Source organism: Halomonas eurihalina (genome assembly GCF_008274785.1).
GTDB lineage: Bacteria > Pseudomonadota > Gammaproteobacteria > Pseudomonadales > Halomonadaceae > Halomonas > Halomonas eurihalina.
In genome coordinates, this window is the sequence record NZ_VTPU01000022.1 from 15,401 (window position 1) to 29,702 (window position 14,302).

Consider the following 14,302-nt stretch of genomic DNA (forward strand, 5'->3'; position numbering starts at 1 on the left):
AGGAGTCTTTCATGACACGCATGACGCGACACCTATCCCTGTGGATGCTCCTCAGCCTGGCGGTTCTTGTCAGTCAGTCTGCCATGGCGCAGAAGTTGCCGGATTTCACCCGTCTAGTGGAGGACGCGGCCCCGGCGGTGGTCAATATCTCCACATCACGCAAGGTAGAAACCAGCAGCATGCCGTTCGACCAGTTCGGTGGTCAGGAACTGCCGGAGATCTTCAAGCGGTTCTTCGGCGAGCGCTTCGGCGACCAGATACCGATGCCGCCCGGGGCCCATGGCCGCAGTGAGGAGCGTCGTTCGCTTGGTTCGGGCTTCATCATCAGCGAGGATGGCTACATCATGACCAACGCCCATGTGGTCAAGGGCGCTGATGAGATCCTCGTGAGCCTCAATGATCGTCGCGAGCTCAAGGCCGAGCTGGTCGGCGCTGACACCAAGACCGACGTTGCAGTTCTCAAGGTCGATGCCGACAACCTGCCAACCCTGACCTTGGGGAGTTCCGAGGATCTGAAAGTGGGGCAGTGGGTTGCCGCCATCGGCTCGCCCTTTGGCCTGGATCACTCCGTGACTTCCGGGATCATCAGCGCCATCAATCGCACCCTGCCGCGGGATGTCTATGTGCCCTTCATCCAGACGGATGTGGCGATCAACCCGGGTAACTCCGGTGGGCCGCTGTTCAACCTGGATGGCGAGGTGATCGGCATCAATTCACAGATCTTCACCCGCAGCGGCGGCTACATGGGGCTGTCCTTCGCTATCCCGATCGACGTGGCCATGGATGTAGCGGATCAACTGCGCAATGATGGTTCGGTGAGCCGGGGCTGGCTCGGGGTGATGATCCAACCGGTGTCCCGTGAACTGGCGGATTCCTTTGGCATGGATAATCCCGAAGGTGCACTGGTTGCCGATCTCGATCCCGAGGGCCCGGCCGCGCGAGATGGTCTGAAGGCTGGCGATGTCGTTCTCGAGGTGGATGGTCAGGCAGTGGACCGCTCCAGTACCTTGCCGCGGCTGGTTGGTCGAGTGTCACCGGGCAACGAGGTCGACCTTGAAGTACTGCGCAATGGAGAACACCAGACCGTGACTGTCACCGTCGGTGACTGGCCGGATGCCGAGCAGGGTAATGTCGGGGCGGCCGGCGATACCGCGCCGGCGCGCCTGGGGCTCGCGGTCAGGCCTCTGGAGGATGGCCAGCACGATCAAGCCATCGACAACGGCGTGCGCGTGGTCGAAGTCGACCCCACGGGAGTCGCCGCCAAGGCGGGTATCCGGGCCGGTGATATCATGGTCAGCATTGGCGAGCATGCGGTGGAAAGTCCCGAACAGCTCAGCGAGCTGATCGGCGAACTGCCCGAGGACCGTGCGGTACCGGTGCGTCTCTATCGGAGCGGCCATTCCTACTATGTGGCGCTGCGCTTGGCACAGGAGTGAAGAAGCCTTCCCTTCTTCTCATTAAACCCTGAACTGCGCCCCGACGGTCAAACCGTCGGGGCGCAGTATTTTCAGGGCTTCCGCTACGGCTGTCCTTGCCTGCGTGCATGCTCGCGCCAGGTGTCGGAGAGACGGCCGCTGTCGTCGCGATTACTGATCCGACCAAGATGCCCCGCCGTGGCGGGGCAGTGGCGGAGCGTTAGCCTCCGACGAACGACATGGCCTTGTCGGCAACCATGCCACAGGCTTTTTCGCCGACCTGATCACCGAGAGACGCCAGATTGAATGTCTGGTCCTCGCCCTCGCCCTGGAGGATGCCGCTCAAACCTTGCTGGTAGTCGCTGTCATCCGTGGGCTCAGAGCTGACGCCCAACTGCTCCATCACCTGGTTCTTCGCGACATCGGCGGTACTGCCGAGATACCCGTTCTCCTGGCAATAGCTGATCACGCCCGTCAGGTTGGTAAGACTGCCGGGGTTGAAAGATCCGCTAGATAGTGTGCTCAGCAGGCTGGTGCCTCCACCGCTTCCGCCACCGGACAGCATGTCACCGGCCTGGTCTTTCATGCTGTCGAGAGATGAGGCCTGGGCTTGTCCGATGGACATGAGGCCGAACAAACCGGCGAGGGCAAGCGTCTTGAAGCGTGTGTCCATACAATCGTCTCCATATACGGGTAAAGGGTGGCCGCCAGAGTGGGAGTAGCCCGTGGGCGGCCATCCCTGTGACCTATCACTCGCCATGGTGTTCCTGCCCGTCCTCGCATCGGTGGTCATCCATTTCTATCGCCATGTCTCAGGCGTGGTGGGCCAGGGGCGCATTGATCGTGCAGTGTGTCGACTGCATTGAGCGAGAAATGTTGTCGAGAGGTGAACTCTCTTGGGGTAGGTCTGGCCTAATGCGGCAGGCGAATGGGAGGATTCATGCATGGACAATGGCCTTGGCCGCGCCATTATAGCGGCAAACCGCTTCGGGCTTGGTGCAGGGCCGGGAGAGATTGAGGATATAGCGCACGATCCCAAGGAGTGGGTATTGGCGCAGTTGGAGCAGCCAGAGCCTCCTGATGAGGCGTTGCTGGGGCTTCAGGGGAGCCCTGAGTATCTGGCTCGCTTCAAGCAGTATCGTCGCGAGCGTCGTGCCGCTCGGCAGCAGGATGAACAGGCGGCTGTGCCGAAGTTCGGCAAACGTTTCAATGGCGATATGTTGACCGAGATCCAGCTTCGCGCTCGGCAGCAATGTGGCACAGCCTCGCCGGTACATGAACGGCTGGTCATGTTCTGGAGCAACCACTTCACCGTCTCGGCCGAAAAGCAGATCGTACGACTGCTTGCCGGTGCCTTTGAGCGTGAGGCCATTCGTCCGCATATCAGTGATGACTTCGCCACCTTGCTGCTCAGTGCCGAGCAGCATCCTGCCATGTTGCTGTATCTGGATAACGTGAGTTCCATCGGTCCCGGAGCACGGATGGGCAGAAAGCGTAATCGACGTGCGGCAAAGGGGCGTGGCAAGCCGGCCGGCATCAATGAAAATCTCGCGCGCGAGGCTATGGAACTACATAGTCTCGGCGTGGATGGCGGATATCGTCAGCAGGATGTCCTGGAACTGGCGCGCGCATTGACGGGGTGGCGCACTCGTTTCCAGGTCCCTGACCGCAACAAGGGGCAGGCACTGACGCCGCATGGCAGCGTGTTTCAGCATCATGCTCATGAACCGGGCAGCCGGAAGTTGTTGGGTAAGACATTCAGCCAGCGAAATGCGACGCAGGGGCGTGCAATGTTGCGCTACCTGGCCGATCAGCCGGCGACCGCCGCCCATGTGGCCACGGCGCTTGCTCGGCATTATGTTGACGATGATCCTCCGCGCGAGTTGGTGGAGCATCTGGCGAAAGCATACCGCCGCCACGAGGGACGACTCCTGCCCGTGTATCGGGCGCTGTTCACGCACGAACTGGCATGGCAGGAGCAGCCTCGCAAGTTCCGGCGTCCCGACGAATATCTGGTTGCGCTGCATCGTGCTCTTGGCGAACTGCCCGCTGCGCAGGGCCCGCACTGGAAGCGCGAGTTACAGCTGCTCGGACAGCGAGCCTTTCGCCCCGGTTCACCCGCAGGCTGGGGAGACACTGCCGATGATTGGATCGGTGCCGATGCGCTATGGAAACGCCTGTTGATCGCTCAGCAATATGCCGAACAGCTTCCCCGGGAGCGTGATCCCATGGAGCTTGCGCAGGACAGTCTCGGCCCGACATTGCAGGAGTCGACGGCAATCGCCATCAGCCAGTCAGGCCGTCGCCAGGGGGCCGCGATCGTACTGGCGAGCCCGGAATTTCAGTGGCGCTGAACAGCGCTTTTTTAGCGTCACATGGAGAACCGCCTATGTTGACTCGACGCCAATTCCTCACTCGCCTGGCCGGAGGTTGCAGTCTGTTGCTCTGGCCCGGTGTGACGACGCTTGCCGACGGAGCCGGGCAGCCACAGCGCCTGGTGGTCGTTCTGCTACGCGGAGCGATGGACGGGCTGACCGCGGTACCCAGCTATGGCGAACCGCGCTTCGAGGAGCTGCGGGGCGAACTGGCGTTCCCTGACAAAGCGCAGGAAGTCATGCGCAAGCTGGACGATACCTTTGCCCTGCACCCTTCCCTGGAATTCTGTCATCAACTCTTTCGGCACCAGGAATTCGCCGTGGTGCATGCCTGCGGCTTGCCCTACACGGGACGCTCGCACTTCGCCGCACAGGACTGCCTGGAAAACGGTAGTGATTCGCCGGATGGCAGCCGTACCGGTTGGCTTAACCGTGCGGTAGGGGAATTGCAGGGGCAGCAGGGGCTGAGCATCTCTTCAGCAAGGCCGTTGTTGGTACGTGGCGAGGCACCTTTCGTGACATGGTCACCCACGCCAGGCAAGCATGGCCCCGAGGATCTTGCCCATCGCGTTGCCGATCTCTATGACGAGGATGAAAGGTTGTCCGAGCCCTTTGCCCAGGCGCTCACCTCGCAACAGATAGTGCCCGATAGCCGCGGTGGTGGTGAGCAGTTGGCAGGGGTCATGCAGTCTGCCGGACGTTTCCTGTCGGCGGAGAATGCGCCGCGGATCGCCATGGTGCAGGACGGAGGCTGGGATACGCATGCACGCCAGAATGCGGTGCTGAAGCGAAAGCTGAGGGGGCTGGACACCGGCGTGAAACGATTACGGGCCACCTTGGGGGATGATTGGCGGCATACGGTCGTCGTCATCGTCACCGAGTTCGGCCGAACGGTGGGCATCAATGGCACGCGAGGCACTGATCATGGTACGGCCAGCAGCGTCCTGCTGGCGGGTGGGGCCGTGCGGGGCGGCAAGGTGCATGGCGAGTGGCCCGGATTATCGCGGTTACGGGATAACCGCGATTTGATCGCTGCCCAGGATATGCGCAGCGTGTTGAAAGGCGTGTTGCGAGATCATCTGCATATCGATACTAAGGCGCTGGACGCCCGAGTTTTTCCCGATAGCCGTGATGCTCGACCACTGGACGGACTCATTGCATAGCGCTGTCGTGTTCCGTCTGGCGTTGGCATTTTGTGATGCAGCAGTCGAACCTTGCATTCCATCAATGGCACTTGATCCAGGCCATTTGCATCCAGAGGACGCCAGCGCCCCCTGGATGTACCCCCTCATCGGCTAAGAGTTGCCTACTCGGGGTAGGGGTTGGCGACATCCTGCCTCCCTCACGCTACAATGCGCGCAACTTTCTCGTCGCGCTCGTTCGATCGGCGGCAATAGCCAAGCCTGTACGAAGTGCGTACACGAAGCGGACCTTATTGAATGACAGATACTGATAATCGCAAGATAATCAACGGGATACGGAATTTCTCGATCATCGCGCACATCGACCACGGCAAATCGACCCTGGCCGATCGTCTGATTCAAACCTGTGGCGGGCTCACTGAACGCGAGCTCAAGGAGCAGGTGCTCGACTCGATGGACCTCGAGCGTGAGCGGGGCATCACCATCAAGGCTCAATCGGTGACACTCGATTACCACGCCCAGGATGGCAACGTCTATCAGCTCAACTTCATCGACACCCCCGGGCACGTCGATTTTTCCTATGAAGTGTCGCGTTCGCTGTATGCCTGCGAGGGCGCGCTGCTGGTGGTGGATGCCGCCCAGGGTGTCGAGGCCCAGTCGGTGGCCAACTGCTACACGGCCATCGAGCAGGGGCTCGAGGTTCTGCCAGTGCTCAACAAGATGGACTTGCCCCAGGCCGACCCGGCCAAGGTGGGCGAGGAGATCGAGGAAATCATTGGCCTGGATGCCACCGATGCCTGTCAGGTGTCCGCCAAGAGCGGCCTGGGCATCGATGAGCTGCTGGAGCGTCTGGTACGCGACATTCCGCCGCCCAAGGGCGATCCCGAGGCGCCCTTGCAGGCGTTGATCATCGACTCCTGGTTTGACAATTACCTCGGTGTGGTGTCGCTGGTACGCATCTTCGACGGTACCCTGAAAAAGAGCGACAAGATTCGCATCACCTCAACCGGTCGTGACTGGCAGGCCACCGAAGTGGGGATCTTCACGCCGCAGCGCCGCCAGACCGATGTCTTGCGTGCCGGCGAAGTGGGCTTCGTGGTTGCCGGCATCAAGGACATCCATGGCGCTCCGGTGGGCGATACCATCACTCACGCCAAGACGCCGGACGTGAAACGCCTACCAGGTTTCCAGAAGGTCAAGCCCCAGGTCTATGCCGGCATGTTCCCGGTCAGCTCCGATGACTACGAGGACTTCCGTGACGCTCTGGAGAAACTGGCCCTCAACGATGCCTCCCTGGATTACGAGCCGGAAAATTCCGATGCCATGGGTTTCGGCTTCCGGGTCGGCTTCCTCGGCACGCTGCACATGGAGATCGTTCAGGAGCGGCTCGAGCGCGAGTACGACCTGGATCTGCTGACCACGGCGCCAACCGTGGTCTACGAGCTGCTCATGAAGAATGGCGAGACCCGCTATGTCTCCAATCCTTCCAAGCTGCCCGACATGGCCGACGTGGAGGAAATGCGCGAGCCCGTCGTGCGTGCCAGCATCCTGGTGCCGCAAGACTTCGTCGGCAATGTCATTGCCGAGTGCGAGCAGCGGCGTGGTACTCAACTGGACATGCTGTTCTTGGGCAGCCAGATCCAGCTGACCTACGAGTTGCCCATGTCCGAGGTGGTCATGGACTTCTTCGACCGCCTGAAGTCCATCTCCAAGGGGTATGCTTCGCTCGAGTACAACTTCGAGCGTTTCGAGGCTGCCAATCTGTCGCGTCTCGACGTGCTGATCAATGGTGATCGCGTCGATGCCCTGGCAGTGATCATCCATCGCGATCATGCCCACTCTCGGGGACGGGCGCTGGTCGAGAAGATGAAGGAACTGATTCCTCGGCAGATGTTCGATGTTGCCATCCAGGCGGCGATCGGCGGCCAGGTCGTGGCGCGTTCCACCGTCAAGGCGCTGCGCAAGAACGTGACCGCCAAGTGTTATGGCGGCGATACGACCCGCAAGAAGAAGCTGCTTGAGAAGCAGAAGGCGGGCAAGAAACGCATGAAGCAGGTCGGCCGGGTGGAAATTCCCCAGGATGCCTTCCTTGCCGTGCTCAAGGTGAACGACTAGGGAAGGACCGAGACAATGGATTTTGCACTTCTGCTGGTGGTGGCAGTGGCGGTCACCGGGCTGATCTGGTTACTTGATCTGGTCTGGTGGCGCCCGGCGCGCCGCGCGCGCCTGACTGCCAGCGTAGAGGTCGGCACCACCGAGGGCATCGATCCGGCAGCGCGCGAGAAGGCGCTCAAGGATCCCTGGCCGGTGGATTACGCCCGCTCGTTTTTTCCTGTGTTGCTGGTGGTCCTGTTGCTGCGCAGCTTTCTGGTCGAGCCATTCCAGATTCCTTCGGGCTCGATGCGTCCGACACTGGAGGTGGGGGATTTCATCCTCGTCAACAAGTTTTCCTATGGTCTGAGGTTGCCGGTGGTCAATACCAAGATCGTCGAACTCGGTGAGCCCGAGCGTGGCGATGTCATGGTATTCCGCTTTCCCGAGGATCCGTCGGTGAACTTCATCAAGCGTGTGATCGGTCTGCCGGGCGATCATATTCGCTATGAGGACAAGCAGCTTTACGTCAATGGCGAACCAGTGCCCAAGCAGTTGCTCGAAGCGGGACCCAAAGGACAGCCTGATGAGCTGTTGATGGAAGAGCAACTGGGCGAGGCGACCCACGATATCTACAATAATCCTCGTGACCCGGGGCCTCAGGTGCGTGAGCTCGTGGTGCCGGAAGGTCACTATTTCGCCATGGGAGACAACCGCGACCACTCCAACGACAGCCGTTACTGGGGGTTCATCCCCGAAGCAAATGTCGTGGGCAAGGCCTTTGCCGTATGGATGCATTGGGATGGTGGTCTGCCGAGTTTCACCGACGTACGTGGTATCCACTGAAGTGCCAGGAACGGCATCGCTGTCATGACATAGCAGGAGCTTCGTGAGTAATTCCCTCGATATTTTCAGCCGCCGCATCGGGCACTGTTTTGCCCAGCCCGAACTGCTGGAGCTGGCCATGACCCACCGCAGTTATGGCGGTCGCAACAATGAGCGCTTGGAGTTTCTTGGCGATTCCATTGTCAATTTCGTCATCGCTGAAGATCTCTTCCAGCGTTTCCCTCAGGCGCGTGAAGGGCAGCTGTCGCGCCTGCGTGCTCGGTTGGTCAAGGGGCAGACCCTGGCCGAGCTGGCCCGGGAAATGGCCTTCGGAGAATGCCTTCGCCTGGGATCGGGTGAAATGAAGAGCGGTGGTCATCGCCGCGATTCGATACTGGCCGATGCCGTGGAAGCGGTGATCGGTGCCATCTACCTGGATGCCGGCATGGATACGGCGCGGACCCGAGTGTTGTCCTGGTTCGCCGAGCGCCTGGAAACCATCAACCTCCAGGATACCCAGAAGGATCCCAAGACCCGCCTGCAGGAATTCCTGCAATCCCGGCAGGTCGCATTACCGCGCTATGAGGTGGTCTCGGTGGAAGGCGAAGCCCATGCCCAGACCTTCACGGTCGAATGTCATGTGGAGATGCTCGATGAGCACACCCAGGGCATCGGCTCCAGTCGACGACACGCCGAGCAGCAGGCCGCCGAAAAGGCCCTGTCGAAGCTCGAGAAAAAGGGGCCGCAAGCATGACTCAGACCTGTGGTTTCGTGGCAATCGTCGGGCGACCCAATGTCGGCAAGTCGACACTGATGAACCATATTCTTGGCCAGAAGATCTCGATCACCTCGCGGCGTCCGCAGACGACTCGCCACCAGGTGATGGGCATCAAGACCGAGGGGGACGCCCAGTTCATCTATGTCGACACGCCGGGCATTCATGTGCTCGAGAAGGATCGCAACAAAGCGATCAACCGGTTCATGAATCAGGCCGCCACCCAGGCGCTGCGGGATGTGGACTGCGTGATCTTCATCATCGATCGCACCCGCTGGACCGCCGAGGACCAGATCGTCCTGGAGCGGCTGGCCACGGTCGAGGCGCCGGTGATCCTGGCGGTGAACAAGGTCGACCGGATCAATGACAAGTCGTCTCTGTTGCCCTGGCTGGACGAAGTGCGCGGGCGGCGCGAGTTCGCCGCCATCGTGCCTGTCGCCGCCAAGCATGGCACCAATGTGGCCGAGCTCGAGGCCGAGGTAGCCAAATATCTGCCTGAAAGCGTGCACTACTTCCCCGACGACCAGGTGACCGACCGCAGCTTGCGCTTTTTGGCCGCTGAACTGGTGCGCGAGAAGATCATGCGCCAGCTCGGCGATGAGCTTCCCTACCAGATGACCGTCGAGATTGAGGAGTTCCGGGAAGAAAATCGGGTCACCCATATCAGCGCGCTGATTCTGGTGGAACGGCAAGGCCAGAAGAAGATTCTGATCGGCGACCGTGGCGAGCGTATCAAGAAGATCGGTCACGACGCCCGGCTCGAGCTGGAGCGAATCGTCGGTACCAAGGTCATGCTCAACCTCTGGGTCAAGGTCAAGCGGGGCTGGTCCGATGACGATCGGGCCTTGAAGAGCCTCGGCTATGACCTAGATTGATTTCGAGCTTCGAGCTTCGAGCTTCGAGCTTCGAGCTTCGAGCTTGGGTTCGTAGCTCGTGTCTCGCAGCTCGTATTCAGAACGGCGCTCCATGACTCCTGAACCGGCTTACCTGCTGCATAAACGCCCTTACCGCGAGACCAGCGCCCTGGTGGAATTATTGACGTTTCACCATGGGCGTGTACGGGCCGTGGCGCGAGGCGTGCAGCGTCCGGGAAGCCGATTGCGTGCCGTGCTCCAGCCGTTCGCGCCCTTGTATGTCACCTGGAGTGGAAGTGGGGACCTCAAGCGCCTGGCGCTGATGGAAAGCCGTGGTTCGGCCTCCATGCTGGTGGGCGAGGGGCTGCTGTGCGGGCTATACGCCAACGAGCTGCTGGCGCGGTTGTTGCCGGTCGAAATGCCGGTCGACGATGTCTTCGCCTTCTACGCCGCCGCCCTCGATGCTCTGCCTCAGCCTGACGGCCGAGCCGCGGCCTTGCGACGCCTGGAATTGTCCCTGCTCGAGGCGCTGGATGCCGAACCGCGATTCGGCGGCCCGGATGGCCAGGCGCTGGACTCGCAGACGCGTTACATCTTCGACGCCACCTCGCGAGCCTTTGTCCCCGGAGAGCGGGGAATCGACGGGCGTACCCTCAAACTGCTTGCAACGGGCGACTGGCGCTCGCCTGGCCTCGCAGGACCGGCCAAGGCCGTGATGCGAGCGGCTCTGGCTCCCTTGCTGGGCAGCCGGCCGTTGCGCTCGCGAGAGCTGATGCGTCAACTCGCCACCACTCGGCTTCGCCGGGAGACATAAGGCGTGGCTTCGCCATATCCTTGTTCTTGTCTTCTCGCTTCCTGCTTGCTTTTTCCGTCTACAAGGAGAGTCTTATGCATCCCCCTCGCATCCTGCTCGGTGTCAACATCGACCATGTCGCCACGCTACGCCAGGCGCGTGGCACGCGCTATCCCGATCCTGTCCAGGCGGCCTTGCTGGCCGAGGAGGCCGGTGCCGACGGCATCACCGTTCATCTGCGCGAGGACCGCCGGCATATCCAGGAGCGCGATGTTCGCCTGCTGGCCGAGGTGCTCAACACGCGCATGAATCTGGAGATGGCCGTCACCGAGTCGATGGTGGCGTTTGCCGAACAGATTCGCCCGGCCCATGTCTGTCTGGTGCCCGAGAAGCGTGAGGAGTTGACCACCGAAGGCGGTCTCGACGTGGCAGGTGGCCTGGACGGCGTGAGCGATGCCTGTCGCCGGCTGGCGGCAGTCGGCTGCGAGGTCTCGCTGTTCATCGATCCGACGCCGGAGCAGGTTGAGGCGGCTGCCAAGGCTGGGGCGCCGACGATCGAGCTGCATACCGGCGCCTATGCCGAGGCGAGTGGCGAGGCGGCCCGGCAGGAGCATGCTCGACTGGTCGCCTCCGCGGAGATGGCCGCCGAGCTTGGCTTGATCGTCAATGCCGGCCATGGCCTGAATTATCACAACGTTGAAGCGGTCGCGGCGATTCCCGGCATTCATGAACTCAACATCGGCCATGCCTTGATCGCCCGGTCAATCTTCGTCGGTCTCAAGGAGGCGGTAACTGAGATGAAGCGGCTGGCCATCGCTGGTCAGGAGGCGGGCCTGCTGGCCGCGCTCGACGAGCATGGCCACGAGCATGACCACGACCACGACCATGACCATGATGATACGGCTGACGACAGCGCATGATCATCGGAATTGGGACCGATATTGCTAGGGTGGCGCGCTTCGAGCGCGCCATCGAGCGCCATGGCGAACGTTTCGTCATGCGCCTGCTGGGCGAGGATGAGCGCGCGGCGTTTCGGGACCGGGGGCAATCGGCGAACTACGTGGCCAAGCGCTTTGCCGCCAAGGAAGCCTTCGTCAAGGCATTGGGCACTGGCCTGCGTCACGGCATGCGCTGGACCGAGATCCAGGTGGTCAACGATGCGTTGGGGCGCCCCGCCCTGCGGCTGTCGGGCCGGGCCGAGGAACTGGCCACGGCCTCGGGGGTTCGGGGGCTTCATGTGTCGTTGTCGGACGAGGTTGCGTTTGCCGTGGCCTTCGTGGTGCTGGAGGCGTGAGAGCTACCCCGGGCGCGTAAGCTTTGCATGGCAGCGTAGAGGTCCGGCAACAGAGGGGCCACGGCGTTGCCGCCGCGTGAGCGTAGCCGGGTTTCGAGCGTTTCCACCAGCAGGGCCAAGCGTGGCACGCCGCAATAACGGCAGGCCCCGTTGAGAGCGTGGATGGCGTCGAGCAGGGCTTCGTCATCGTCCCGTGCGGTGGCGTTGCGGATCGCTGTCTCGGTGTCTTCGAGCGAAGCGATCAACTGATCGAGCAACTGGCGAGCCAGTTGCTCGCGTCCTCCTGCCAGGCGCGTACCGAGTGCCAGGTCGACCTCGGCCAGTTCGGCATCTTCCGCGCGGATCGCGCGTGGCAATGCAGCGGGTCCGGCCGTCTCGCCGTCGACGCCGACACCAAGATGATGTCGCATCATTTGAGACAACTGAGCGACGTCGACCGGTTTTTCCAGCATGCCATCCAGGCCGTTGTCCAGCAGGTCGCGGCGCTGATTCTCCTGAACGTGGGCCGTGACAGCAATGATCGGCAGGCGTCGCCAGTGACCGCCCAGGCGGCGTAGTTCGCGAGTGGTTTCCACGCCGTCCATGCCGTGCATGCGGATGTCCATCAAGACCATGTCGAATGTGGTGTGCCGGGCCATGGCCAGGGCCTCCTCTCCGCTGTCCGCCAGGCTGACCTCGAACCCGCTGCTGGCGCCCAGGATCAGTTCCTTGAGCAGCAGCCGGTTGGATTCGGTGTCGTCCACGCAGAGGATATGCCAGGGACGTGTGGCGTCGTCATGGGAGGTCGCGGTTGCCGTCGTCGCCGTCGTCGCTTCCGGGAGGGCGGGCGTCGTCGACTGTCGGGCTCGGCGGATCGCGTCGGCCAGGGCAAAGCGTGACAGTGGCTTGCACAGCAGTTCGCCACCATGAGGCAGCGGTGGGTCGTCAGGAAGGTCGTGGGGGCTGGCATTGGCCATCAACAGGGCGGGGCAGCCGAGCCGCGACAGTCGTTCTCGCCAGTTGGCCAGGGCATCGTCGTGCAGGTCTTCGCTGGCCAGGCCGATCAGGGCCAGGTTGGCGCCGTTGGCCTCGGCCTCATCGAGCTCGAGGGGGCGGCCTCCCCAGCGTGATATGAGGTGATGCAAGGCTCGCCGGGTCAGGGGGTGGGGCTCGACAATGGCCACGGTGGCGCCAGCCAGGTCCACTTCGCGAGGGCGCTCGCCGCTGACATGGCCGCCCAGGGGTAACGTGAAGGAGAAGGTCGCTCCCAGGCCGGGCTCGCTGTCGACGCTGATTTCGCCTCCCATCTGTTCGACGAGCTGGCGACAGATGGCCAGCCCCAGGCCGGTGCCGCCGAACTGGCGTTGGTGGCTGGTCTCTCCCTGGCGGAAGGCGTCGAAGAGTTGTTGCTGGCACGCCTGCGACAGGCCAATACCAGTGTCGCTGACCGAGATGCCCAGGGTGGTCTGGTTGTGGGCGGCATCCTCCACTGAGACGCGCACGATGACCTCGCCCTGGTCGGTGAACTTGACCGCGTTGTGGACCAGGTTGGTCAGCACCTGCCGGATGCGCAGGGGGTCGCCGACCAGTTCCTCGGGGACGTCGTCATACACCAGGCCAAGCAGTTGCAGATCCTTTTGCTGTGCTTGTGGCGCCTGGAGGCCCAGTACTTCATCGACCAGGGCGACCATGTCCAGCGGCCGGTGTTCCAGTTCCAGCCGGCCGGCTTCGATCTTGGAAAAGTCGAGGACATCGTTGACCAGCATCAGCAGGTTGTCGCAGGCGCGCAGGACATGGTCCAACCATTCGCGTTGTCGTGCGTTCAGCTCCGAGCGGTGCAGCAGTCGGCAGAAGCCGATAATGCCGTTGAGCGGTGTGCGGATCTCGTGGCTCATATTGGCCAGGAATTCCGATTTGGCACGGTTGGCGTCGAGGGCGTGTCGGTGGGCCAGGTCGAGTTCGATGTTCTGGACCTCGATGGTTTCCATGGATTCCTGCAGTTCCTGGGTTGCCTGCTCGACCTGGATCTGCAGGTCGTCGTGGGCACAGGCCAGGTGGTCCCGGAGAGTATTGAGGCGTTGCACGAGCTGGACGAGTTCGGCACCGACAGGCATTGGCAGTGGCTCGGGGGTCATGCCGGCGGCCAGGCGCGACAGGCTCTCGCTGGCCTCCTCGAGGGGCTGGATGAGTCGGCGGACAGTCGAGTAGGCAACCAGGAACAACAGCAGTCCGGTGAGCAGCAGCAGCAGGCCGCCACTAACCAACTGGCGGTAATAGGCCAGCGACAGCGACGAGGCATCGATATCGAGGAGCAAGCGGGCGTTGGCGCTCGACAATGGCAGGCGCAGTCGCCATTGGGTGCCGTCCTTGACCAGGGCCTCTTCACTGGAGAGGAGCTCGTCGGGCATGTCGCGTAGCCGACCCTGTTTTAGTGGAGCATTGCCCTGGGCGTCGCGTATGGCCAGGGCCCGTATTTCGTCGAGCTCGAGCAGCCGGGTGGCGATGGGTGACAGGGCGCGCTGTCGATTCTCGGCCAATGCCGCGTCGAGTTCAGGCGTCAGCATGCTGGCGGCCTGGGTCAGGCGCTGGGCGAGTTGCTGCTGATGATGCCGATGCTCCAGTTCGGTGACGGCGACGATAAGCAGCGTCAGCAGGATCAGCGGCAGGACGAGAATGCAGAGCATCAGGCGTGTCTTGACGGACATCGGCGCGTCTCGCGAAGAGTGTGTTAAAGAGATGTCGAAGCAAGTGTTGAAGCA

The 14,302-nt window shown here is 62.1% G+C and carries 12 protein-coding genes; 10 read left to right on the forward strand and 2 right to left on the reverse strand.

The window, feature by feature from the left end; all coding sequences use genetic code 11:
• Positions 1-11: 11 nt before the first annotated feature.
• A complete protein-coding gene (locus FZZ93_RS16545; RefSeq protein ID WP_149323404.1) occupies positions 12-1,436 on the forward strand; it encodes a DegQ family serine endoprotease in 1,425 nt (474 codons plus the stop codon).
• Between the two features lie 199 nt (positions 1,437-1,635).
• Here FZZ93_RS16545 and FZZ93_RS16550 read toward each other — a convergent pair whose 3' ends face one another.
• The gene (locus tag FZZ93_RS16550) at positions 1,636-2,088 is read right to left on the reverse strand and encodes a DUF2501 domain-containing protein (RefSeq protein ID WP_187774559.1); all 453 of its coding nucleotides are present in this window, start codon (positions 2,086-2,088) and stop codon (positions 1,636-1,638) included.
• Between the two features lie 271 nt (positions 2,089-2,359).
• Here FZZ93_RS16550 and FZZ93_RS16555 point away from each other — a divergent pair, with 271 nt between their 5' ends.
• The 9 genes from FZZ93_RS16555 to acpS all read left to right on the forward strand — a co-directional run bounded on the left by FZZ93_RS16555 (position 2,360) and on the right by acpS (position 11,564).
• Positions 2,360-3,769: a DUF1800 domain-containing protein gene (locus FZZ93_RS16555; protein WP_149323406.1), complete on the forward strand. Its 1,410-nt coding sequence runs from the start codon at positions 2,360-2,362 to the stop codon at positions 3,767-3,769.
• 35 nt (positions 3,770-3,804) lie between these two features.
• On the forward strand, positions 3,805-4,953 hold the full coding sequence (locus FZZ93_RS16560; RefSeq protein WP_149323407.1) for a DUF1501 domain-containing protein: 1,149 nt from the start codon (positions 3,805-3,807) through the stop codon (positions 4,951-4,953).
• A 276-nt stretch (positions 4,954-5,229) separates the two neighbouring features.
• On the forward strand, positions 5,230-7,047 hold the full coding sequence (gene lepA, locus FZZ93_RS16565) for a translation elongation factor 4 (protein WP_149323408.1): 1,818 nt from the start codon (positions 5,230-5,232) through the stop codon (positions 7,045-7,047).
• 15 nt (positions 7,048-7,062) lie between these two features.
• Positions 7,063-7,869 carry a signal peptidase I gene (gene lepB / locus FZZ93_RS16570; RefSeq protein ID WP_149323409.1) on the forward strand — a complete coding sequence of 269 codons (807 nt, stop codon included), beginning with the start codon at positions 7,063-7,065 and terminating at the stop codon, positions 7,867-7,869.
• Between the two features lie 43 nt (positions 7,870-7,912).
• On the forward strand, positions 7,913-8,602 hold the full coding sequence (gene rnc / locus FZZ93_RS16575) for a ribonuclease III (protein WP_149323410.1): 690 nt from the start codon (positions 7,913-7,915) through the stop codon (positions 8,600-8,602).
• Positions 8,599-9,498, forward strand: a complete 900-nt coding sequence (gene era, locus FZZ93_RS16580; RefSeq protein ID WP_149323411.1) for a GTPase Era — start codon at positions 8,599-8,601, stop codon at positions 9,496-9,498. The genes rnc and era overlap by 4 nt, the downstream gene beginning before the upstream one ends.
• Positions 9,499-9,589: 91 nt before the next feature.
• Positions 9,590-10,291 carry a DNA repair protein RecO gene (gene recO / locus FZZ93_RS16585; protein WP_149323412.1) on the forward strand — a complete coding sequence of 234 codons (702 nt, stop codon included), beginning with the start codon at positions 9,590-9,592 and terminating at the stop codon, positions 10,289-10,291.
• A 74-nt stretch (positions 10,292-10,365) separates the two neighbouring features.
• A complete protein-coding gene (gene pdxJ / locus FZZ93_RS16590) occupies positions 10,366-11,190 on the forward strand; it encodes a pyridoxine 5'-phosphate synthase (protein ID WP_149323413.1) in 825 nt (274 codons plus the stop codon).
• Complete coding sequence (gene acpS, locus FZZ93_RS16595) at positions 11,187-11,564, forward strand: holo-ACP synthase (protein ID WP_149323414.1); 378 nt, start codon at positions 11,187-11,189, stop codon at positions 11,562-11,564. Before pdxJ ends, acpS begins: the two co-directional genes overlap by 4 nt.
• Here acpS and FZZ93_RS16600 read toward each other — a convergent pair.
• Entirely contained in the window at positions 11,504-14,248 is a 2,745-nt protein-coding gene (locus FZZ93_RS16600; RefSeq protein ID WP_149323415.1) for a hybrid sensor histidine kinase/response regulator, read from the reverse strand. The two genes, acpS and FZZ93_RS16600, sit on opposite strands and share 61 nt — an antisense overlap.
• Between the last annotated feature and the right edge of the window lie 54 nt (positions 14,249-14,302).